This window comes from Asaia sp. A2 (assembly GCF_057319415.1).
In genome coordinates this window covers 196,943-219,350 of record NZ_JBXWTO010000003.1, presented here as the reverse complement: position 1 = coordinate 219,350, position 22,408 = coordinate 196,943, and the positions used below count along the sequence as shown (strand labels likewise).

Annotated in this window: 19 protein-coding genes; 12 read left to right on the top strand and 7 right to left on the bottom strand. The window is 60.3% G+C overall.

Annotation, left to right across the window (positions count from 1 at the left end; all coding sequences use genetic code 11):
• Position 1: 1 nt before the first annotated feature.
• Both ACWNRM_RS04390 and msrA read left to right on the top strand, forming a co-directional pair.
• Positions 2-1,885: a CocE/NonD family hydrolase gene (locus ACWNRM_RS04390; RefSeq protein ID WP_485169681.1), complete on the top strand. Its 1,884-nt coding sequence runs from the start codon at positions 2-4 to the stop codon at positions 1,883-1,885.
• 7 nt (positions 1,886-1,892) lie between these two features.
• Entirely contained in the window at positions 1,893-2,438 is a 546-nt protein-coding gene (gene msrA, locus ACWNRM_RS04385; RefSeq protein ID WP_485169524.1) for a peptide-methionine (S)-S-oxide reductase MsrA, read from the top strand.
• 126 nt (positions 2,439-2,564) lie between these two features.
• Here the strand turns inward: msrA and ACWNRM_RS04380 are convergent, their stop codons facing one another.
• From ACWNRM_RS04380 to ACWNRM_RS04360, 5 genes are read right to left on the bottom strand one after another with little or no spacing between them, the layout of a single operon-like run.
• On the bottom strand, positions 2,565-3,902 hold the full coding sequence (locus ACWNRM_RS04380; protein WP_485169525.1) for an ABC transporter ATP-binding protein: 1,338 nt from the start codon (positions 3,900-3,902) through the stop codon (positions 2,565-2,567).
• The gene (locus ACWNRM_RS04375; RefSeq protein WP_485169526.1) at positions 3,899-5,614 is read right to left on the bottom strand and encodes an ABC transporter permease subunit; all 1,716 of its coding nucleotides are present in this window, start codon (positions 5,612-5,614) and stop codon (positions 3,899-3,901) included. Before ACWNRM_RS04375 ends, ACWNRM_RS04380 begins: the two co-directional genes overlap by 4 nt.
• A 36-nt stretch (positions 5,615-5,650) precedes the next feature.
• Positions 5,651-6,112, bottom strand: coding sequence for a dUTP diphosphatase (gene dut, locus ACWNRM_RS04370; protein WP_023977406.1), 462 nt, complete (start codon positions 6,110-6,112; stop codon positions 5,651-5,653).
• 6 nt (positions 6,113-6,118) lie between these two features.
• Positions 6,119-7,321 (bottom strand): bifunctional phosphopantothenoylcysteine decarboxylase/phosphopantothenate--cysteine ligase CoaBC, encoded by a 1,203-nt coding sequence (coaBC, locus tag ACWNRM_RS04365; protein WP_485169527.1) that lies wholly within the window; start codon positions 7,319-7,321, stop codon positions 6,119-6,121.
• A 6-nt stretch (positions 7,322-7,327) separates the two neighbouring features.
• On the bottom strand, positions 7,328-8,113 hold the full coding sequence (locus tag ACWNRM_RS04360) for a class I SAM-dependent methyltransferase (RefSeq protein WP_122039351.1): 786 nt from the start codon (positions 8,111-8,113) through the stop codon (positions 7,328-7,330).
• Positions 8,114-8,143: 30 nt separating this feature from the next.
• On the opposite strand from ACWNRM_RS04360, the gene mutM reads away from it, so the two are divergent.
• From mutM to ACWNRM_RS04315, 9 genes are all read left to right on the top strand, one after another.
• Positions 8,144-9,013, top strand: coding sequence for a bifunctional DNA-formamidopyrimidine glycosylase/DNA-(apurinic or apyrimidinic site) lyase (gene mutM, locus ACWNRM_RS04355; protein WP_485169528.1), 870 nt, complete (start codon positions 8,144-8,146; stop codon positions 9,011-9,013).
• A 135-nt stretch (positions 9,014-9,148) separates the two neighbouring features.
• A complete protein-coding gene (gene rpsT, locus ACWNRM_RS04350) occupies positions 9,149-9,418 on the top strand; it encodes a 30S ribosomal protein S20 (RefSeq protein ID WP_023977402.1) in 270 nt (89 codons plus the stop codon).
• Positions 9,419-9,667: 249 nt separating this feature from the next.
• The gene (gene dnaA / locus ACWNRM_RS04345; RefSeq protein ID WP_408868553.1) at positions 9,668-11,113 is read left to right on the top strand and encodes a chromosomal replication initiator protein DnaA; all 1,446 of its coding nucleotides are present in this window, start codon (positions 9,668-9,670) and stop codon (positions 11,111-11,113) included.
• A gap of 70 nt (positions 11,114-11,183) precedes the next feature.
• On the top strand, positions 11,184-12,308 hold the full coding sequence (gene dnaN / locus ACWNRM_RS04340) for a DNA polymerase III subunit beta (RefSeq protein WP_485169529.1): 1,125 nt from the start codon (positions 11,184-11,186) through the stop codon (positions 12,306-12,308).
• Between the two features lie 20 nt (positions 12,309-12,328).
• On the top strand, positions 12,329-13,438 hold the full coding sequence (gene recF / locus ACWNRM_RS04335; RefSeq protein WP_485169530.1) for a DNA replication/repair protein RecF: 1,110 nt from the start codon (positions 12,329-12,331) through the stop codon (positions 13,436-13,438).
• Between the two features lie 420 nt (positions 13,439-13,858).
• Positions 13,859-15,007, top strand: coding sequence for a hypothetical protein (locus ACWNRM_RS04330; protein WP_485169531.1), 1,149 nt, complete (start codon positions 13,859-13,861; stop codon positions 15,005-15,007).
• 251 nt (positions 15,008-15,258) lie between these two features.
• The gene (gene guaB / locus ACWNRM_RS04325; RefSeq protein ID WP_051395765.1) at positions 15,259-16,767 is read left to right on the top strand and encodes an IMP dehydrogenase; all 1,509 of its coding nucleotides are present in this window, start codon (positions 15,259-15,261) and stop codon (positions 16,765-16,767) included.
• Positions 16,768-16,790: 23 nt separating this feature from the next.
• The gene (locus ACWNRM_RS04320) at positions 16,791-18,083 is read left to right on the top strand and encodes an RsmB/NOP family class I SAM-dependent RNA methyltransferase (RefSeq protein WP_485169532.1); all 1,293 of its coding nucleotides are present in this window, start codon (positions 16,791-16,793) and stop codon (positions 18,081-18,083) included.
• A 51-nt stretch (positions 18,084-18,134) separates the two neighbouring features.
• Positions 18,135-19,988, top strand: a complete 1,854-nt coding sequence (locus ACWNRM_RS04315) for a cation:proton antiporter (protein WP_485169533.1) — start codon at positions 18,135-18,137, stop codon at positions 19,986-19,988.
• A 37-nt stretch (positions 19,989-20,025) separates the two neighbouring features.
• Here ACWNRM_RS04315 and ACWNRM_RS04310 read toward each other — a convergent pair whose 3' ends face one another.
• A complete protein-coding gene (locus ACWNRM_RS04310; protein WP_485169534.1) occupies positions 20,026-20,529 on the bottom strand; it encodes a L,D-transpeptidase family protein in 504 nt (167 codons plus the stop codon).
• 201 nt (positions 20,530-20,730) lie between these two features.
• Between ACWNRM_RS04310 and ACWNRM_RS04305 the strand changes: the two genes are divergently transcribed.
• Complete coding sequence (locus ACWNRM_RS04305; RefSeq protein WP_485169535.1) at positions 20,731-21,450, top strand: response regulator transcription factor; 720 nt, start codon at positions 20,731-20,733, stop codon at positions 21,448-21,450.
• Positions 21,451-21,589: 139 nt separating this feature from the next.
• Here ACWNRM_RS04305 and ACWNRM_RS04300 read toward each other — a convergent pair whose 3' ends face one another.
• Positions 21,590-22,393 carry an exodeoxyribonuclease III gene (locus tag ACWNRM_RS04300; RefSeq protein WP_485169536.1) on the bottom strand — a complete coding sequence of 268 codons (804 nt, stop codon included), beginning with the start codon at positions 22,391-22,393 and terminating at the stop codon, positions 21,590-21,592.
• Positions 22,394-22,408 lie beyond the last annotated feature (15 nt).

Here is a 22,408-nt window from a genome sequence, read left to right as displayed (position 1 = left end):
CCTGGCCCAGGGAGGAAACGGTCTTCCTGTCACGCCTGATATGGTGCAGCGCGGCTCGGATATTCCTGCCCATGTCCAGATGCCAGAGACGGCGCGCGACTATATCAAGCAGGATGTCATGATCCCCATGCGTGACGGTGTGAAACTTCACACGGTTATCGTCATTCCAAAAGCAGCCAGGGACCATGAAGCCCCGATCCTGCTGACGCGCACGCCCTATCACGCTTCCGAGCGCGCTGATCGTGTCTCGGGCGCTGCCGAGATGCGCAACGTGCTGCCACAGGGTGACGGCGTCTTTGTCGATGGCGGCTATATTCGCGTCTTTCAGGACGTGCGCGGCAAATATGGGTCGGAGGGCGACTATGTCATGACGCGCCCGCCCATTGGCCCGCTCAACCCCAGCAAGACTGATGACACCACCGATGCGTGGGACACGATCGACTGGCTGATCAAGAACGTGAAGCAGAGCAATGGCCGTGTGGGCATGACCGGGTCGTCCTATGAAGGATGGACTGTGGTGATGGCGCTCCTCAACCCCCATCCGGCGCTCAAGGTGGCTGCCCCTGAAAGCCCCATGGTCGATGGCTGGATGGGTGATGACTGGTTCCATTACGGCGCTTTCCGTCAGGGCAGCTTCGACTACTTCACCATGCAGATGACAAAGAAGGGCGAGGGCGACGGCATCCCCCGTCAGAACGTCGATGACTACACGAACTTCCTCGAAGCCGGATCGGCAGGCGCTTTTGCGACCAAGGCGGGGCTCGACCAGTTTCCTTGGTGGCAGCGTACCAAGGCTCACCCGGCCTATGACGCCTTCTGGCAGGACCAGGCCCTCGACAAGCTTCTGGCGAAACACCCTCTTACCGTGCCAACCATCTGGGAGCAGGGGCTTTGGGACCAGGAGGACATGTGGGGCGCCATCCATAGTTGGATGATGCTGCGCAAGGACCACCCCAAGGTGCCGAATATCCTCGTCATGGGGCCGTGGCGCCATAGTGGTGTGAATTACGATGGCTCGACGCTCGGCCCGCTGCATTTCAACGGCGATACGGCGCTGTGGTATCGCAGCCATGTGATGCGTCCGTTCTTTGATCAGTATCTCAAGCCCGGCAGTGCCAAGGTCAATTTCGACGACGCCATCATCTATAATACGGGCGATAACCGCTGGGATCACTTGCGCGGCTGGCTGGGCAATTGCGGTGAGAGCTGTGCAGGTACGGGTGAGCGCCTCTATCTGGGCGAGGCAAACGGGCTGAGCTTCGAGCGTGCCAGGCCCGGTACCAACAGCTATGTTTCCGATCCGTCCCACCCGGTGCCGTTCATGACGCGGCCGTACAGCTTTGCCGATGGCGCACGCTGGAAGCCTTGGCTGGTCAGCGATCAGCGTTTTGCAGAATCCCGCCCCGATGTGCTGACCTATCAGACGCCGGTTCTGGATCATCCGGTGCGTGTATCAGGCGTGCCCACGGCGGATCTGTTCGCTGCAACAACAGGGACGGATGCCGACTGGGTGGTGAAGGTGATCGATGTCTATCCCGGTGTCACGGCGGATCGTCCCGAAATGGGCGGCTACGAGCTGGCGGTCTCCATGGATATCTTCCGTGGTCGCTACCGTCACGATTTCGCGCATCCCGAGGCCATCCCTGCGAACAAGGTCGAGGAATACAAGTTCACCCTGCCTGCGGTGAACCATGTCTTTCTGCCGGGCCATCGTATCATGGTGCAGATCCAGTCGAGCTGGTTCCCCCTTTACGATCGCAACCCCCAAACCTATGTCTCGAACATCTTCGATGCCAAGGCAGCAGACTACAAGACTGCAACGCAGACCATCTCTCACGGTGGGGCTCAAGCCAGCAGCATCTATCTTCCAGTTGTAAACCAGTGAGGCGCGCATGAGCGAGGCAGTTGTCGAAAAAGCCCTGATCGGGGGCGGGTGCTTCTGGTGCACCGAAGCGATCTTCACCGGGCTGCGCGGGGTCAAGTCCGCTCAGCCCGGCTATGCTGGCGGTCGACGCGAGAACCCGAGCTATGAGCAGGTGTGCTCGGGTGCGACGGGCCATGCGGAAGTGGTGGAAGTCGTGTTTGACCCTCAGGAAATCAGCTACGGCGATATCCTGCGCGTGTTTTACACCACCCACGACCCGACCCAGCTCAACCGTCAGGGCAATGACATCGGCACGCAGTATCGCTCGGTCATTTTCGCGCTGGATGAAGCACAGGACGCCATTGCCCGCGACGTTACGCAGGAGATCGAGGCTTCAGGAATCTGGCCAGATCCGATCGTGACCGAAATTGCCGGCCCCGCCGTGTTCTGGGAAGCCGAGGGAAAGCATCACGACTACTTCGCGCGTAATCCCGAGACAGCTTATTGCAGTGCTGTGGTTGCCCCAAAGGTCGCGAAAGCCCGGAAGATGTATCGCGATCGCCTGAAGGCCTGATCAAAGTCATCTGATTTAACCGGCTCGCATATCATGGCGGGCCGGCCTGGGGCCTCGCAGTACGGGCCTCAATCGGTAAGTCGTCACGGCGCCGGGTGTCGCTGAAACCAACCAGATGCTGGTCGTTCAGTACCCGGTGGCCTCCCGATCAAGCATGAACTGATCGGCTTCCTCGTCAAAATCAAACAATTCGGTGTAGCGCGCCCAGTTGGTCGCCGTCATGAGCGTTTGCTCTGCATAGCCCGGCGACATAGTGGCCTCCAGCTCTTCCCGGAAGCGATCCGCTCCGGTGCGATGCCCGGAGCGCTCATCCAGCACGGCACGTATCGAACGGATGAGCGGGATATGATGGAGCAGCGCCGTACGCATGATTTCCCGACGCTCATCCTGATCGGCCAGTACGAAACGGGCGCCCGCCTCGGTGATGAGAATGTCACCATCCTCCAGCTCGGCCAGTTCGAGAAGCTGCAGGGACTCTCCAAGCGGAAACAGATCGTCGAGCGCCATCTGAAGGCGCTCGGCAAGGTGGGGCAGATCGGCTCGTCCGTTGAGCGGGGCGGCTGCCAGCGATTCGAGCAGGCCGACAAGGACATTGATGGGTATAGGCGGAAGGACCAGCGCCATTGGATGGGGGGGCGGTACGGCTGTGCCACTCTCAAGACTGGCTTCCGAGATGAGCGGCGCTCTGCGTGTCATGAGGGTATAGATATGATCGACGAAGTGCCGGAATGCGGCGTCGTCACGGTTGCGCGGATGGGGGAACGGTACCGTCAGCTCATGTGAGACTCGCCCCGGGTTGGATGAAAAAAGCAGGATGCGGTCACACATCAATACGGCTTCTTCCACGTTATGGGTCACGAGCATCATGGCGCGTGTGGGCAGTCTTTTCTCCGACCAGAGCTCGATCAGGTCCGTTCTCAGGTTTTCTGCGGTGAGCATGTCGAGCGAGGCAAAAGGCTCATCCATCAGCAGCAGGTCTGGCTGCATGACCAGAGCCCTGGCCAGCCCCACGCGCTGCTGCATGGCCCCGGAAAGCTCCTTGGGCAACGCGTTCTCATAGCCATTAAGGCCGATGAGATCGATCATGTCATCGCAGCGCTGTTCACATTCAAGACGGGGCAGACGCTTGGCTTCGAGCCCAAGCGCAATATTCTGCTGAACCGTAAGCCAGGGAAACAGCGCAAAGGACTGAAAGACCATAGCGATGTCGGGCGTCGGCCCGGTCAGCTTCTGGTTTTTCCAGAGAATCTCTCCAGCGCTGGGCGGGATCAATCCTGAGGCGATACGCAAAAGCGTGGATTTGCCGGAGCCTGAACGCCCGACGAGCCCGACGATTTCACCCGCATGGAGGTCAAAGCTGACATCCTCAAGCACGGGGAGGTCAGTGCTGCTCTCCTTCTGATAAACCTGCAGGCAATTGCGGATCGAGAGCAGGCTTTCCTGCATGACGGGCTCCATGCTCATTTGGCGGGCGGGCTCAGGGATGACGGAATACGGCGGCGGATCTGCAGGCGGATGGGATGCCAGACCATGAATTCGCCCAGCGCAATGCACAGGGTAATGACGGCCGCCCCAAGCACGACGCGTGGCAGATCACCATTCTCGATGGCTCTTGCCACATAAGCCCCAATGCCGCCGCCATCTTCGCCGTGCAGCGCCCATGACGAACGCTCGGCAAGGATCAGAATGGTCCATCCCGTCATCGAAGCGGCGCTGACGGCTTCAAGCAGGATGGGGGCGATGCCGGGCAGGATGATCTTGCGCCACCATAGCCAGCCGCGAATCTGCATGTTCTGGGCGGCTTGCAGCAGATCCACCGGAAAGCTCCTCATGCCGCGCAGGATCTGGGCCAGCAAAAGCCACTGGATGAAGAAAAAGCACAGAACAAGCGGCCAGACGAAGCGAGACAACCCAAGCAATGTCAGGCCGAGGCACAGCAGCGGGAACAGGATATTCTTTGGATAGAGCGCCAGAAAGCGCGTCACCATGCGCGCGATCTCGGCGCGCCGTGCCGTCAGGCCGAGCCAGACACCCAGCGGCAGCCACAGCGCAAGAGCAAGGAGGAGGGCGAGCGTCATACGCAGGGCCGAGACAAGGCTCTGCTCGGCAACGACAACGAGATCATTCAGCCCGAGCGCATGATGGCGGTAGAAAAAGCCCATCACGATCAGCAGGGCGAAAGCGAGCGATGAGAGCCCGATCAGCGGTGAAGCCGGATATGTCGCGCCGGGAGGGCGGAAGCCACGACGGCCGATCGGCATATCGCCCAGCCATGCAAGACAGCACCGCATGTGTTCACCCGCGATCTTGAGCAGGCGGGTACGGCGCCAGAGTTTGAGCATCCAGGGATCGGCCACATGCTCGAAAACCGGGCGCAGGCGATAACGATCTGCCCAGATCTGCCATGGAAAGACAAGGCAGCTATCGTAAAGGAAGGCAAGGACACCGATAAGCCCGGCTGCCAGCAGGCACTCCCAGAACGACCCCAGAGCCGCGGCCTGCGCCGCGTGGGTTCCGAGCCCGGGGCGTGTCGGTAATGTGCCGTTTACCGGCAGCATTTCGGCAGCCATCAAAAGCGACCAGGCCAACGGCATGGTGCGGGCAAGGGCCGTCACACAATCCGGGATGGCATAAGGGGCTTCAAGCCGCCAGAGACGCTGCCAGCTTGTCAGACCAAGCCCTCTGGCCGCTTCATCAAGCGCGCGGGGAATGGTGCTCCAGGCGCCCAGGGCTGCACTGGCAATGGGGGCAGCAAGGCAAAGCGCGGTGATCCCGATCGCGGAGACCTCGAAGCCGAGAAGATGCAGGAAGGGCAGGAGGCAGAGAAGCGGAACCATATGCATACCGCCCAACGCGGTAAGCACTGCACCGCGCACAGGCGGTGTCTTCGCTGCGGCAAGGGCCAGGCAGGCACCCAGCAGGGCGCCGGCCACGGTGGCCGCTATCATCCGCAGCGTCGTATGGCCCAGGTCACCCAGCAATACCCCGAACCCGGCCAGAGAACGGAAATGGGGCGTTGTCATGCTGTGATGCTGGAAGGCCGCCAGCTGCGCGGGAACCAGGCGCGAGACGAGGGCCAGCGCCGCCACCACGACGAGGATACCGACAAGCGATGCTGTCAGTCCTGCCTTACGATCCGGCCCGCGTGTGCCGCGTCGCGCCTGAAATGGCGACATGCTCTCCTTCCTCGCGTCAGAGGCGTATTGGTGATGTCAAGGTGTGCGCAGGATACCTGTGCTGCCAAAACCCCCGGTGCCACGTGCCGTCTCATCCAACTCGGAAACCTCGACCCATGTCAAACGAATGACGGGAGCGAGAACAGCCTGGGCAATGCGCATGCCACGTGTCACGACGAAATCCTCGCGGCCAGTGTTCAGGATGATCACCCCGATCTCGCCACGATAATCCTCGTCGATCGTACCGGGTGTGTTGGGCAGGGTAATGCCATGCTTGAGCGCAAGACCTGATCGCGGGCGTATCTGCAGCTCATAGCCAGCGGGCAGGCCGATTTTGAGACCTGTCGGCACGAGGGCGCGTTCCCCGGCGCGGATAATCATATCCGAATCGATGGCGGCCAGCAGATCCATGCCCGCAGCCCCGCTGCTGGCATAATGGGGGAGGTCGAGCCCCTCGGCATGAGGAAGCCTGACGAGTTCAACGGGAAGCGGAGACATGAAACCTTACCTTGAGGCAGAGGAAAAATGGTCGGCGATCAGAGCGGCGAGTTTCGCTGCGACATCGCGCTTGGTCATTTCGGGCCAGTAATCGGGCGCGGCGTTGGACAGAAACAGGATCCTGTTGCGATCCCCTCCGAAAATGCGGTGATCCGCACCGACATCATTGGCCAGCAGCCAGTCGCAGTTCTTGCGCGCCCGTTTGCTGAGGGCATTGTGTTCGAGGTGCTCTGTTTCGGCAGCGAAGCCAATAACAAGTTCCGGGCGTTCCGGTCTGGTCGACGAGAGTGTTGCCAGAATGTCCGGGTTTTCGACGAGGGCGAGTGTCTGGGGCTGGCCGGGTATTTTCTTGCGCTTTTGCGTGGCGATGTCTTCCATGCGCCAGTCGCCCACCGCAGCTGTGCAGATTGCGACATCGGCTGGCAGGGCCGCTTCGCACGCCGCCAGCATTTCGCGTGCGGTCTGCACATCGATGCGCGTCACAGAGGCGGGGCAGGGCAGGTTTGTCGGCCCGCTGACGAGCGTGACCCGCGCGCCAAGCCGCGCACAGGCCTCTGCCACGGCGTAGCCCTGCTTGCCGGAGGAGTGATTGGCGATGAACCGTACGGGATCGATCGGCTCATGGGTCGGCCCCGCCGTGACGAGCACATGAAGGCCGGCGAGCGGCGTATGGGGAAACAATGCGGCCTCGATCGCCGCATGAATGGTCTCCAGCGTGCTCAGGCGACCAGGACCGAACTCGCCACAGGCCATTTCGCCGTCATCCGGCCCGACAAAGAAACAACCATGCTGATGCAGGGTGGCCAGATTGGACTGTGTGGCCGGATGTTGCCACATGCGCACATTCATCGCCGGGGCGACCAGCACCGGGGTATCGGTCGCAAGCAGTAGCGTTGTAGCGAGATCATCCGCCAGACCGTTCGCCATGCGGGCCAGCATATTGGCGGTTGCAGGACAGACGACAATCAGATCGGCGCTGCGGGATAGCGCGATATGATCCATCTGGCTGTCCTCGGCCAGGGAAAGCAGCTCGGTATGCACCGGCGCCCCCGAGAGAGCCTGCACGGCGAGCGGCGTCACGAAATGCGTGGCCGATTGCGTCAATACGCACTCGACCGCGATGTCGCTCCGGCGCAGCAGCCGGATCAGTTCCAGTGATTTATAGGCAGCAATACCACCGCCAATGATCAGGATGACCCGGGCGCGCATGGAAAATCAGAGCTTCCAGCCGGAATGGATGGCTGCGATACCGCCAGAGAGATTCTGGTAACTGACCTTTTCAAGGCCCGCATTGCGCATCATCTCGGCAAGCACCTCCTGCTCGGGGAAGGTGCGGATGCTTTCCGCCAGATACTGATAGCTCTCGGAGTCCTTGGCGATGATCTGGCCCATCTTGGGCAGAACGCCAAACGACCATGCATCATAGATCGGGGCCAGAGCCGCCACCTGCACATGGGAGAATTCGAGGCAGCAGAACTTGCCTCCCGGACGCAGGACGCGACGGGCCTCGCGCAGGACAGCATCCTTGTCGGTGCAGTTGCGCAGCCCGAATGCGATCGAAACACGATCGACGCTGCGATCGGGCAGGGGAATGGCCTCGGCATCGACAACCGAGAACTCGATATCCGTCAGATATCCCTTGCTGGCAGCGCGCGACCGACCGACCTCAAGCATCGAGGCGTTGATGTCCGTCAGCAGGGCAGGGCCGCCATTGCTGCGCAGCCAGCCAAAGCTGATATCGCCGGTGCCCCCGGCCAGATCGAGCAGCTTCAGGTCGCGGCGCGGTGCGAGCGTGTTGATGAAGATGCGCTTCCATACCCGGTGGATACCAAGCGACATCACATCGTTCATGACGTCATAGCGACCCGCCACGCTGTCGAACACGGCGCGCACCAGAGGTTTCTTTTCAGCCCGCGGGACAGAGCGGTAGCCGAAATCGGTGGTTTCGTCCCTGTCGGCGTGCGCTGATTCGGGAGGGGGAAATGATGCGTTGTCGGTCATGTCTCTCTGGATATAGTGTCGGCACCCAAGATGCCAGAGCTACCAGAAGTTGAAACCATCCTGAATGGATTAAGATCGGCGCTTGCCGGTCGCCGTATCATCAGCACCGAGGTGCGTCACGATCTGCGCTGGCCGGTGCCCGATGATCTTTCGATCAGGGCGGATGGCAAGAAGATCCGTGATTCAACCCGTCTGGGCAAATACATGCTGATTGCCCTCATGCGTGGCCCGACCCTGCTGATACATCTTGGTATGAGCGGACGAATACGGATCACGCCCGGCTCACCAAAGGGCAGGGCCTATCAGCCTCAGCGCCATGAGCATGTCACCCTCAGGCTCGATAATGGGACACATATCGGCCTTGTCGACCCAAGGCGTTTCGGTTGCTTTCTGCTGGCCGATGCAGGGCGGGAGCGAGAGCATCCCCTGCTGCGACAGCTTGGGGCCGATCCGCTTCAACCCGGCTTTGATGCTGCCTATCTCCAAGAAAAACTTCATCGCAAGCGCGCGCCTATCAAGACCGCCTTGCTCGACCAGCATGTCGTCGCCGGGCTCGGCAATATATATGTATGCGAGATCCTGTATCGTGCCGGAATTCATCCCGAACGTCTGGCCTCGTCTCTGGATGAAACGCAGATTGCCCGTATTGCAGAAATCACCCCCGCCGTGCTGCGCGAGGCAATCGATGCAGGGGGATCCACCTTGCGCGATTATGTGGATGCCGAAGGGAAAAAGGGAGCGTTTCAGGATCTGCATCAGGTTTATGGCCGCGAAGGGGAGCCCTGTCCCGAATGTCCGGGCTTTCCGGCGTGCGGGGGAATCCGTCGTCTGGTACAGGCAGGGCGGTCAAGCTTCTATTGTCCGCGCCGTCAGCTGCCACTTTCTTTAGAGGACGCTTGACTGGCAGCGTGAAACTGGACTAAAGGCGAGCCCTCCGCTGGCTCTGCGTCTCTTCTAGAGATGATTGGCCGGTATGCTTTATTGTCGTTGCAAGACGACCTAACAAGCCGAACAGAACAGGGCTGAAGAGTAGAAATGGCTAACACCGCCTCTGCGCGCAAGCGCATCCGTCAGAACGAGCGTCGCCGTGAGCGTAACGTTTCCCGCATGTCCCGCGTCCGTACCTTCGTGAAGAAGGTCGAGAGCGCCATCCTCTCGGGTGACAAGGCTGCAGCAAACGACGCTCTGCGTGCTGCCCAGCCGGAAATGCAGCGCGCTGTTGGCAAGGGCGTTCTCGCCGCCAACACCGTCAGCCGCAAGCTGTCGCGCCTTTCGGCTCGCATCAAGGCTCTGGCTTCGGCCTGATCAGATAACAGGGTAGTGCCTCTTCTGAAGCGCTCCCCGGTCTGAGCCTACAGAAAGAACGGGTGTGGTCACACGACCATATCCGTTCTTTTTTTTCGCCGGTCGTCCTGCTTTATGACATCCGGTTGAGCTTGCCTGTCGCGCGCTGTTTGCCCTATTCTGTCCGCCCTTTAGCTGGGGATCAGGAAGGTCATGCCTCATTGCACGTGATGGCTCCTGTCGTGTCTTTTGTTACAACTCGGGGGAGTGATGGCAGACGAAGGGTCTCATACGGATCTTCCTGCAGTGACGGAAACGGTTTCCTGCACCAGCGGAACCGATCCTGTCCTTGCTTCCCAATGGGTCAAGGTGCGCGAAAGACTACGTGTCGAGGTCGGTGACGTTGAGTACCGTACCTGGCTGCAGCAGATTGTGCTCGGTCCGCTGGAAGAGGATGAAATAACCCTCTTTCTGCCAACGCGCTTTCTGCGTGACTGGGTGCGTGGCCAGTATGGCGACCGCCTCCAGGAGCTATGGCGCAACGAGAACCGCGCCGTTCACCACGTTGAGCTTCAGGTCCAGCGCGTTGGCGATGGGCTTGCAACGCCGGTTGCCGTCGAGGCTGCGGCCCCAGTGGTCGAGATCGAGGCCCCTGCGGCTCCGGCTGTCGCTGTGCAGGACGCGCGACACGATCTGGCGGCGCCACTCGACCCGCGCTTCACCTTCGACAGCTTCGTTGTAGGCAAGCCCAACGAGTTTGCGTACGCCTGTGCTCGCCGTGTGGCCGAGAAGCCGTCCAGCCCCGGTTTCAACCCGCTTTTTCTCTATGGCGGTGTCGGTCTGGGCAAGACGCACCTGATGCACGCCATTGGTTCGGAACTGACAAGTGGTGGGCGTGTCTCAGTCGCCTATATGTCGGCCGAGAAATTCATGTACCGCTTCATTGCGGCCATTCGCTCGCAATCGACGATGGAATTCAAGGAGCAGCTGCGCTCGGTCGATGTGCTCATGATCGACGATTTGCAGTTCCTGATCGGCAAGGACAATACGCAGGAAGAGTTCTTCCATACGTTCAATGCCCTGGTCGATGCGGGACGTCAGATTGTGGTCAGCGCCGACAAGTCGCCCTCTGACCTTTCGGGGCTGGAGGATCGCCTGCGTACCCGCCTGGGTTGCGGTATGGTGGCCGATATCCACGCGACAACGTTCGAGCTGCGTATCTCCATTTTGGAAGCAAAAGCGCTTGCCTCGGGAGTTGCCGTCCCTGCCAAGGTGCTCGAATTCCTGGCCCACAAGATCACCTCGAATGTGCGCGAGCTTGAGGGGGCCCTCAATCGCCTGATTGCCCACGCCAACCTTTTTGGCCGCCCTGTCACGCTGGAAAGCACGCAGGACGTGCTCCATGACATTCTCAAGGCGCATGACCGTCGTGTGACCATTGAGGAGATCCAGCGCAAGGTGTCGGAGCACTGGAATATCCGCCTGACCGATATGTCGTCGGCCCGTCGCGCGCGCGCCGTGGCAAGACCGCGTCAGGTCGCCATGTTCCTTGCCAAGCAGCTTACCAGCCGCTCCCTGCCGGAAATCGGCCGTAAATTCGGCAACCGTGACCATACCACGGTCATGCATGCTGTCTCGCGCGTGCAGGAACTGATGGAGCGTGATGTTGCCTTCGCAGAAGACGTGGAATTGCTGCGTCGTATGCTCGAGGGGTGATCTTTGCCGCGGCAAGCGGCTCTGCTAGACTGTTTTTTTGTTTTTCGGGTGTTCGAGGGTCTACGATCATATGAAATTCCAGGCTGACCGCACAACGCTGATCCGTGCCCTTGCCCATATCCAGAGCGTTGCGGAAAAGCGCAACACGATCCCCATCCTGGCCAATGTCATGCTCTCCATCGAGGGCAATCTTCTGCGTCTGACTGCTACCGACATGGAGATTGCGGTCGTCGAGGAAGTGGCTGCCGAGGGCGCCCGTGACGGTGCAGTGACCGCCCCGGCCAGTGTCCTTTACGAGATCGTGCGCAAGCTGCCGGACGGCTCGGTGGTCGAGCTCGATCACGGTGGCGGTGATGCCCCGCTGGCGCTGCGCGCCGGACGCTATGCCACCAGCCTGAATGTGCTTCCTGTTGAGGATTTCCCCTCAATGGTCGCCGGTGATCTGCCCTGCGAGTTCTCCATCCCGGCTGCGGTGCTGCGTGGGTTGGTTGATCGTACCCGCTTCGCTATCTCGACCGAAGAAACGCGCTACTACCTCAACGGCATTTATTTTCATGTCGCGAAGGATGGCGAGGCGAGCAAGCTGCGTGCCGTCGCAACGGATGGTCATCGTCTGGCCCGCGTCGAGACCGATCTGCCTGCCGGTGCCGCCGATATGCCGGGCGTCATTATTCCGCGCAAGACCGTGGCCGAACTCCGCAAGCTTCTCGATGAGGGCGCTGGCACGGTGCAGGTCAGCCTGTCCGATACCCGCATCCAGTTCCGCGTCGGCGCTGTGATGCTGACCTCGAAACTGATCGACGGAACGTTCCCGGAATACGAGCGCGTCATTCCGAAAAACAATGACCGTTTCCTGAAGGTGAACAAGCAGGCGTTTGCAGACGCTGTGGCCCGCGTCGCGGCAATCAGCCAGGAGCGTTCGCGCCCGGTCAAGCTTGCCGTGCAGACCAATCTTCTGACCCTTTCTGCCATCAGTCCGGACCAGGGCATGGCCAAGGAAGAGCTGGACGAGACTAGCGTGTCTTATGACGGCCCGACGCTGGAGATCGGCTTTCAGGCGCGCTATCTCAATGACATCACGGACCAGATTGATGTCGAGGCCGAGTTTGCCTTTGCCGATAGTGCGGCACCGACCCTCGTGCGCGACACCAACCTGCCGACAGCGCTTTACGTGCTGATGCCCATGCGCGTCTGATTCGGGAGCGGGCCGCCTTCTTGCGTATCGACAGGCTCGTTCTCACGAATTTTCGCAATTACGAGCGTCTGGTCTGGACGCCGCGAAGCCGCCTCGTTGTGCTTACGGGTGAGAACGGGGCGGGCAAGACCAATCTGCTCGAGGCGCTCTCGCTCCTTGCCCCAGGGCGTGGATTGAGGGCAGCTTCCAACGCCCAGATCCAGCGTCATGATGGCGGTCCTTGGGGCGTTGTGGCCCGTCTGAATGATGCGGCGGGTGAGGGCGTGGACCTCGCCACGGGTACCGATCCGGCCAATCCGGTCAGGCGGGTTTTCCGCCTCAATAACGAGGTGATTCGCAACCAGGGTCAGATTGCACCCTACTGCGCAGTCACATGGTTGACCCCACAAATGGACCGCCTGTTCAGCGACCCGGCTTCCGGGCGGCGACGGTTCTTCGACCGCCTTGTTCTGGCTCTCGATCCCAATCATGCGCGTGAGAGCGCAGCGCATGAGCGTGCCGTGACCCAACGCAACCGGCTTCTAGCGACTCGCCCGGATCAGAAGGGCTGGCTTGATGCCCTCGAGGACAGTATCGCGCGTCATGCGGTGGCGCTGACCGCATCGCGCATGGCTCTTGTCGATGCGATGAACGCGACCGCGCTTACAGAGGGTACGGGGTTCCCCGTTGCACGGGTGGATCTGGACTGCGAGATTGCGGCGGATCTGCATCGCAGGTCGGCGCTGGTGGTGGAAGATGGCTTGCGGGGGAAGCTGAGTGCAGCGCGCAGCGAAGATGCGCAGCGCAGTACCACGAGTGTCGGCGCGCACAGGACCGATTTTGGCCTTCAGGATGCCGCCAGTGGTCGATCGGCAGCCCTGTCCAGCAGCGGTCAGCAAAAGGCCATGCTGGTTCATGTCATTCTCAACCATGCCGGTTTGACGGCGTCGCGGACAGGTCGAGCCCCGTTTATCCTCCTTGATGAACCTCTTGTTCATCTTGATTCCCGACGACGGGAGGGCTTGCTGGGTTATCTCCGTGATCAGGCCTTTGAGGTGTTTCTGACCGGGACAGATCGCGAGCAGTTCGCGGCGCTGGGGGGCGGGGTGGACTATCGTTGCGTGACCGACGGTCGGTTCTCCGCCACGTGAGCAGGTTATATTGTCACTGAATTGTAACGGACAAGTGAGACTTCGTTTTATAGTCAACGTCGCCGACAAGTGCGCAAGCCGAAAATTGTAACAATAAAAGCGAATGTTACTGTCGCGTCGCTTCGTGATCTAATCCAGAAGCTACTCTTCGACGTCATTATAAAGCACAATATGCATTGATTATGTAAAATAGCGCATTATACTTCATGTTGGTAATAAGAACCGTCTATAATTTTCATATCTCGCAACGTATCGTGTGATTTATTCCGATAATTCACGCTATATTGTGAGCATTTTGCCTCGGCTCGCCTTCAGGCGCCACGATCTCGTCAATCCGAGAATTACATTGTTACTCATTGTTATGAAGTTCTCGCGTATGACAGAGCTGTATTGTCAAAGCTGCAGGAGTTGAGGCCCCGGATGAAAATAGCGTTTCTTTACGTGGCTGAGCCCTATCAATGCTATCACGTGGCCGCTGTTTCCTCTGCCCTGTCCCAGCTTCCCAATGTCGAGGTGACGGAATTCGTCAGCTTCCCCGAGACCGCGCAGCATCTCGACCGTATACGTGAGACGAACCAGCTGGGTGGTCATATTGTTCGCGGCACTCTCCGGATGCCCGCACGAGCCATGCTGCTACGCCGTCTACGCCGTCTGGACTCTGAACGTGAAGTCGTCATGCGCGCCAATGTCGCCCAGCTGGAGGCTTTCGATGCCGTTGTCGCGACAGAATACTCGGCCGGGCTACTGCGTGAAATGGGGCTCACGCGACCCGCTCTGATCCTGATCCAGCATGGTGCGGGAGATCGTGAGGTCAATGACGAGCATCTTATCCGCCAGTTTGATCTCTCTCTCGTCTCCGGACCTAAGATCGCTGAGGCGTTTCTGGCCAAGAAGCTCGCGACAGCGGCGCAGACTCGCATCATCGGGTACCCGAAATTCGATGCCGTCAATGGTGATCGGATCGTTCGTGTCTCGGAAAGCAGCGCCAGACCCCTGGCCCTCTACAATCCTCATTACAAGAAGGGACTTTCGTCCTATCGGGATTATCTCACGCCGCTCGCCGAGGCCGTCAATCGTCTTGATCGATACGACCTGCTCGTTGCGCCCCATGTGAAGATTTTCCACAAGGATTTTGGAAGGCGTCGTCGGCAGTTCGAGAAAGTCGTGGGGGGGAGGGTACGTCTCGATACAGCCTCATCTTCGATGCTCGACATGACCCACACCGCGCGGGCGTCTCTCTATATCGGCGATGTCAGCTCCCAGGTTTACGAGTTCCTTATCACCCCTCGGCCTTGCGTTTTTTTCAACCCCCACGGGGTGGCATGGCGGGATAATCCTCATTTTCGGCACTGGACGCTGGGGGATGTGGTGGAGCGCCCGGAGGACATTTATCAGGCGCTGGCACGGGCGGAATCGCGTCATGCACTCTACAAGGCGCGTCAGGAACGCGTCATTCAGGAGACTTTCGGCTCGCAGCCCCGACGCGGCGCCTCTTTCCGAGCTGCACAGACGATCCGCGACTTTCTGCGTGGCGAAGCTTTGCCGGTCGGTGCCATCGCAGCAGCCTGAACCTGGCCCGGCTCACGACGATGGATCAATGATGTTGAGCCGGGTTGGGGCGCCGTCGATCATGCTGCCGGCATACTGTGTCGTGGATGGCAAACAGGTTAAATTTGCAAAGCCTCACGCATTCTCCTGTTTTCAACATGGACCGCTTTGGTCTAAGAGGACGCGCCAACGGTGGGAAAGCCGCGGGCTTTCCTGATTGATATGCGGGGAGGCTGCGGCACATGACCACGACCAATGAAACACCAACCGGAATGGCTGGCGAACGGGTTGGTGACTTTGCCTCGCGCAGCGTGTCTCATGACCGAATCCGCGAAGCCCTTGCTTTCGATGACGTGCTGGTTGAGCCCGCCGCATCGGACGTGCTGCCTGCTCAGGCTTCCACACGCACCCGCCTCACGCGGTCGATCGAACTGAATATTCCGCTTCTGTCCTCGGCTATGGATACCGTGACCGAGGATGCGATGGCCATTGCCATGGCGCAGCAGGGCGGCATGGGCGTGATTCACAAGAACCTGTCCGTCGAGGAGCAGGCGGAGCATGTGCGCCGCGTCAAGCGCTTCGAATCCGGCATGGTTGTAAACCCTGTTACCGTTGGCCCCGAACAGACTCTGCGCGATGTACACGCCATCATGGCTCAGCACGGCATCAGCGGTCTTCCGGTTGTGCTGCCGGGCAGTGGTGAACTGGTTGGTATTCTCACCAATCGCGACATGCGCTTCACGAGTGATCTGAACACGCCCGTGCGTGACATGATGACGCGCGAGAACCTTGTGACCGTCCGTCACGGGGCTGACGCCGCTGTGGCTCAGGATCTGCTGCATCGCCACCGCATCGAAAAGCTGCTGGTGGTGGATGACCAGAACCGCTGCATCGGTCTGATCACGGTCAAGGACATGGACAAGGCCGAGGCCCATCCGCTCGCCATCAAGGATCAGTTTGGCCGTCTGCGTTGCGCCGCCGCAATCGGTGTTGGTGCCGACGGGCTGGCCCGCGCCGAAGCGCTGGTCTCGGCTGGCGTGGATATCGTGATTGTTGATACGGCGCATGGTCATTCGCGTGGCGTGCTCGACACCGTGGCCACCTTGAAATCCCGCCATGCCGGTATTCAGGTCATTGCTGGCAATGTCGCCACCCCGGAGGCTGCCCTTGCGCTGGCCAATGTCGGTGCCGATTGCGTCAAGGTCGGTATTGGTCCTGGCTCGATCTGCACCACGCGCGTCGTGGCCGGTGTGGGTGTTCCGCAGTTCTCAGCCGTCATGGAAACGTCAGCCGCCTGTCACGAGGCCGGTATCTTCGCCATTGCCGATGGTGGCATTCGCACCTCGGGCGATATTGTCAAGGCCATCGGTGCCGGGGCGGATGTGGTCATGATCGGTTCGCTGCTGGCCGGTTGTGAGGAAAGCCCAGGCGAGGTGTTCCTGCATCAGGGACGTTCCTACAAGGCATATCGTGGCATGGGCTCGCTGGGGGCCATGGCGCGTGGGTCGGCTGATCGCTACTTCCAGGCCGAGGTCAAGGACTCGCTCAAGCTTGTGCCGGAAGGGATCGAGGGTCAGGTGCCTTACAAGGGCAGCATGGCGGCCGTGGTCCATCAGCTCGTGGGTGGCCTGAAGGCGGGCATGGGCTACACTGGATCGGCCACAGTAGCCGATCTGCAGGTGCGTACGCGTTTCCGGCGCATCACCAATGCTGGCCTGCGCGAAAGCCACGTCCATGACGTGACCATCACGCGTGAAGCACCTAACTATCGCCAGGACTGACAAAAACTTGTAAGCGCGGGAGCATGACTCCCGCCGCCAGACTTTCTGCTGCCATCGATCTGCTTTGCGCCATCGAGGCTGCTCCCCGCCGTCCTGCCGATGCAACGGCCAATAACTACTTCCGCGAGCGCCGCTACATTGGTGGTGGCGATCGCCGGGTCATCTCAGCGCGTATATGGGATGTGCTGCGTCAGTGGCGCCGCCTGCACTGGCATCTGCGCGACATCCCCGGTGGTCCGTCACCCCGCACGCTCTGCGCGGCGTCGCTCATTCTGGGCGGTGAGGAAATCGGTACTGTGCGCAACCTGTTCAACGGTGAGCGCTTTGCCCAGTCACACCTAACATCGCGTGAGGATGCCGCCTTGGCTGCCCTCGGCGGCCGGGAGCTCAGTCACCCCGACATGCCCCAGTCGGTGCGTCTGGAATATCCTGACTGGCTTCAGCCCTATCTCGAGCGCGCTTTCGGCGAGACGCTGGAGGCGGAAATGGCTGCGCTCGACAACGCGGCCCCGCTCGATCTGCGCGTGAACCTGCTCAAGGGACATCGCAACGAAGCCATCCGGGCGCTTCGTAACGAGCAGATCCAGGCGTCACCCACACCACTTTCTCCCTGGGGCCTTCGCTTGCCGGGGCGCCAGAACGTGACTGCCACGCAGAGCTTCCGCGAAGGTATTATCGAGATACAGGATGAGGGAAGCCAGCTTATCGTCGGAACACTCGATGCGAAGCCGGGCGAGCGCGTTGTCGATTTCTGTGCAGGCGCGGGTGGCAAGACGCTCGCCATCGCCATGGGCATGGAGAACAAGGGCCAGATCGTGGCCTGTGACGTATCGGCACCTCGGCTTGAGGGCGCGGTCAAGCGTCTGCGTCGTGCGGGCGTCCATAATGTCGAGCGTCATTTGCTGACCAGCGGCGATAAGTGGGTCAAGCGCCGTGCCGGTGCCTTTGACCGCGTGCTCGTGGATGCCCCCTGTTCGGGCACAGGGACTTGGCGCCGCAACCCTGATGCCCGTATCCGGCTTGTCGAGCAGGATATCATCGAATTGCAGGCCAAGCAGGCCGATATTCTCGATCGCGCCTCGACACTGGTCAAACCCGGCGGGCGTCTGGTCTATGCAACCTGCTCGCTGCTGGCCGAGGAAAACGAAGCGCAGGTTGCTGCGTTCCTGGCGCGCAATAATCAGTTCGAGCGTGTCGCTGCGGGGGGTGACATGCTCCCTGAAAAGCTGCGCGGTGAATCCGGTTTTGCCCTGACCCCCTTGCGCGACGAGACGGATGGCTTTTTTGCTGCCGTGCTTCAGCGCAGGGCGGGCTAAGGTTTTCCAGATCGTCTCATTATACGACCGGGCAGGGGTGAACGGGTTATCATGGCGCTAGCAATGTTTGTCGGGCTGCTTCTGACACTGGGGGCCGGGATCGGGGCGCAATGGGTGGCATGGAAGTTTCGTCTTCCCGCCATCGTGCTCCTTTTTGCTCTTGGCCTCATTTTCGGGCCGGGGCTTGGGATACTTCATCCTTCGGCGGCTCTCGGATGGATTTTCCGTCCGCTGGTGTCCCTCCTGGTTGCCATCATCGTGTTCGAAGGCGGCTTGCTCCTCGACTTCCGCCAGCTGCGCGAGGCAGGCGAGGGGGTGACGCGCCTGACCATGCTGGCCCTGCCTATTTCCTGGGTTCTAGGCTGGTCGGCAGCGCATTACATTGCGCATATGGAATGGGGAGTGGCGGCGCTGTTTGGTGCCATCATTACCGTCACCGGCCCGACAGTTGTGCTGCCCCTGCTGCGACATAACAAGCTGCAACCCCGTGTCGCCGCCTTTCTGCGCTGGGAAGCCATCATCAATGATCCGATTGGCGCCATTTTGGCTGCTGTCGTGCTTCAGGTGGTGGCGACACGCGTGCCGATTGGCACGGATGTCTTTCTCACCACGGTTCTACCCGATCTTCTGGCCTCGACAGCGGAATCCCTCGCTGTCGGTATCCTGCCAGCCTATCTGGTGCGTTATCTGTTTGTGCGCGACCTCATGCCAGAGCCGCTCAAGACGCCTCTGCTGCTCACGCTGGCGCTGCTGATTTTCAGCATCTGCAACATGAGCATGGAGGGTGCAGGCCTTGTGGGCGCGACCGTCTTTGGGATGGCGCTCACCAATCTGCATGTTCCCGGCCTGTCCGAATTGCGACGCATGAAGGAATCCCTGGTGGTTCTGGTGGTGGCCGTGCTGTTCATCATGCTGACCGCAGACCTTCATCGTGAGGTGCTGGCGCATTTGTCCCTGCCAATCTGCCTGCTGACCGCAGCGGTCATGTTCGGTGTTCGGCCGCTCGCCATTTTTCTCTCCACCATCGGAACCGGGCTTAAATGGCAGGAAAGACTGTTTGTGGCCTGGATCGCGCCACGTGGTATTGTGGCCGCCGCTGTGGCTGGTGCTGCGGGGTATCGTATGACCGATGCCGGGTATCACAGCGCCGATCTGATCATGCCCGCCGTCTTCGCCATTATCGGCGGAACCATGATCTTTCACGGCTTCTCCCTCCGGCCGATCGCCCGCTATCTCAAGCTCACGCTCTCCAATGAACCGGCTCTGGCTATCGTGGGGGCTTCGCCCTGGTCGATCGATCTGGCGAAATGCCTGAGCAAGAACGGTATTCCGATCCTTCTGGTCGATAACCGCTCCAACACGCTTATCTCCGCCATGCGTCAGGGCGTGCCGGTCCTGCGGGCCGAACTGCTGTCACAGTACGGCGAGGAAGCCCTGGAGGAGCGTCCGGCGGATTATCTGATCTCCACCACGGCGGATGCCATTTATAACGGGCTGGTCTGTGCCCATATGGCGCCCCATATGGGACGTCAGCGCGTGTTCCAGATCAGCCCCGGCGTAGCGCGTCTCGATTTTTATCACGGCCTCTCACGCGATGCCCGAGGCAAGCTGCTGGGTGACCCGTCATGGAACTTCACCCTGATCGACATGCTGTTTGACAAGGGGTGGCGGTTCGCAACGGCGATGGCGGATGAAGCAAGCGCGGCAAGCTTTGGCGCCGTGTCGAACCGTCTCGATTTCCTGTCGATACGTCGCGGCCAGTCTATCACGATACGCTCGGCGGAAGATGACTTCCCTGTCAGTCCCGCCATTGGCGACATGCTGGTCTTCATGACACCCCCTGCACCGCCTGCCGAGGCGGAGCCCGTTGCTGCGCCAGTCGAGGGGACGCCGCTGCCCGCATGACGTTTTGGCCCTGTGACAAGCAGGGCCGGATCGGGATTTAGTCCGGTCGGACCTCAATGCCGGCATGACCAGAGGCAATAATCCGTCGCAGGAGGCGTTCGTCTAGGGCGATACAGCCTTCCGTCGCGCCGCTGCTGGGGGGCAGGTGCAGGAAGATGGCCGAGCCGCGGCCCGGAACAGCCGGGCTGTCATTCCATCCCAGTACGACGCAGAGATCATAGCAATGATCCTCGCGCCACAGCTTTTCATGTCGCGCCGGGTGGGGCAGCGTTATCTGACGGTTGTAGTCAGGATGGAAAGGATCATCGCACCAGCCATCATCCGGCGCGAGCGCCTCGATGCGTAATGCGGTGGCAGGCCTTGCAACGCGATCAGCCCGATAGAAGACATGCCTGAATGGAAGGAAGCCGATTGGCGTTGCCATGTCGCCTTCGCCCTTGTCTTGTCTTATGCCAGCAGCGCCGATCAGGGCGGGGAAGGGCTCTCCCTCGAGGAAAAGGGTCGCGCGAGACCCGTTTGCGTGTCGCAGGATGACAGTCATGTCACAAACCTCACGTCTGAACATTAATTTATGAGTAATTACCGTCTAAAGGCCGGTATCACGCCAGGGGAGGCGTCTGATCGGATTGGCGTTATCACGATATCCGTGTAAGGCTCACAGTCAAAACAAGGGTCTTTCTTCCTTGAGAAGTCAGGTCTTGGCTCAGGGGTGTCGTCCCCAGCTGGAGAGAGAAGGTTATACATGCCTGGTCCGCGTCCTGTCCTTATTGTTGACGATGACGATACGCTTCGCCAACTCCTGGTCGAACAGCTCAAGCTTGAAGGCGAGTTCGAACCAATCCAGGCTGTGTCCGTCGCCGATGCCAAGGAAAAGCTCGGTGTGCCCGATGTGCGTGTCGACGCAATCCTGCTCGATGTGACACTCCCCGATGGCGATGGTCGCGATTTCTGCGCCGAGCTTCGCCGCCAGGGTATCCGTATGCCGATTATCATTCTGACTGGTTCGGATGACGAGGCCGATGTGGTGCGCGGCCTCGATGCTGGCGCGAATGACTACGTGGCCAAGCCGTTCCGTATTGCTGAGCTGCTGGCTCGCCTGCGTGCCCAGCTTCGTCTGTTCGAGAATAGCGAGGATGCAGTTTTCCCGATCGGGCCGTATCTGTTTCGTCCTTCCTCCAAGATCCTTCAGGAGCCGGCCAAGAACCGCCGCATTCGCCTGACGGAGAAGGAAGCCGCGATCCTGAAATATCTGTATCGTGCCGGGCATCGCCCGATTGCCCGTCAGGTGCTTCTCAACGAGGTCTGGGGCTATAACGCGGCTGTCACGACCCATACGCTGGAGACGCATATCTACCGTTTGCGTCAGAAGATCGAGCCCGATCCTGCAAATGCATCGCTGCTGCTTACCGAGGGCGGTGGTTATCGCCTCAATCCAGAAGGCAGTGACGTCCTGATGAGCTGAGGGCGCGATCTGTAAAATGCGTGACAATAAACCCCGGTCCTGCAAGGACCGGGGTTTTTGTTTCTCGACCTGGGCGGGTCACGGCAGCCTTGTGTCCGAGCGTCCCCGGAAAGGTCACGGCCCGCCAGCAATCACCGGATCATGCGACAGAGAGAGTAAGATCAAACACCACCGGGACATGATCCGATGGGCTGTCCCAGTCTCTCACGTCGCTCAACACAGCGAGGGTCTTGAGCGTTGGCTGCAGGTCTGGTGTCAGCCATACATGGTCGAGGCGCCGCCCCCGGTTTGAAAGCTTCCAGTCGCGGTTGCGATAGGACCACCACGTATAGAGTTTCTCCTGTGGCGGGACGACCAGCCTCATGGCATCGATAAACCCGGTTGCCGCCCAGGCATTAAGCCGCTCGATCTCGGGTGGCGTATGGCTCACCACGGTCGAGAGCTGTTTGTGGCTCCACACATCGTGTTCAAGCGGGGCGATATTCAGGTCACCAACCACGATGGACCGTATCGGCGGGTTCTCACGAAACCAGGCTGTCACCTCATCGAGAAAAGCCAGCTTGTGGGCAAATTTGTCGTTGACCGCCGGGTCGGGAATGTCGCCGCCCGCCGGGACATAGAAGTCGTGGAGCATGACGGGGCCAGTTGTGGTGTCGATGACGACACCAATATGGCGTGTATCGCTCTTGCCGCACCAATCGGGCGTCGCTTCGATCGGCCTGATGGGATGGCGCGAGAGAATCGCGACCCCATTATACCCCTTCATGCCCAGAAAGTGCTGATGGGCGTAGCCAAGCTCACGCAAGGGGGCTGCCGGAAACAAGGCGTCAGGGACCTTTGTCTCCTGGAGGCAGATGATATCGGGCGCCTGTTCCTCACCAAGGCGCTGAAGCAGGGGCAGCCTCAGGCGCAACGAATTGATATTCCACGTCATCACCCGCATGGCGCAGTGTCCTTC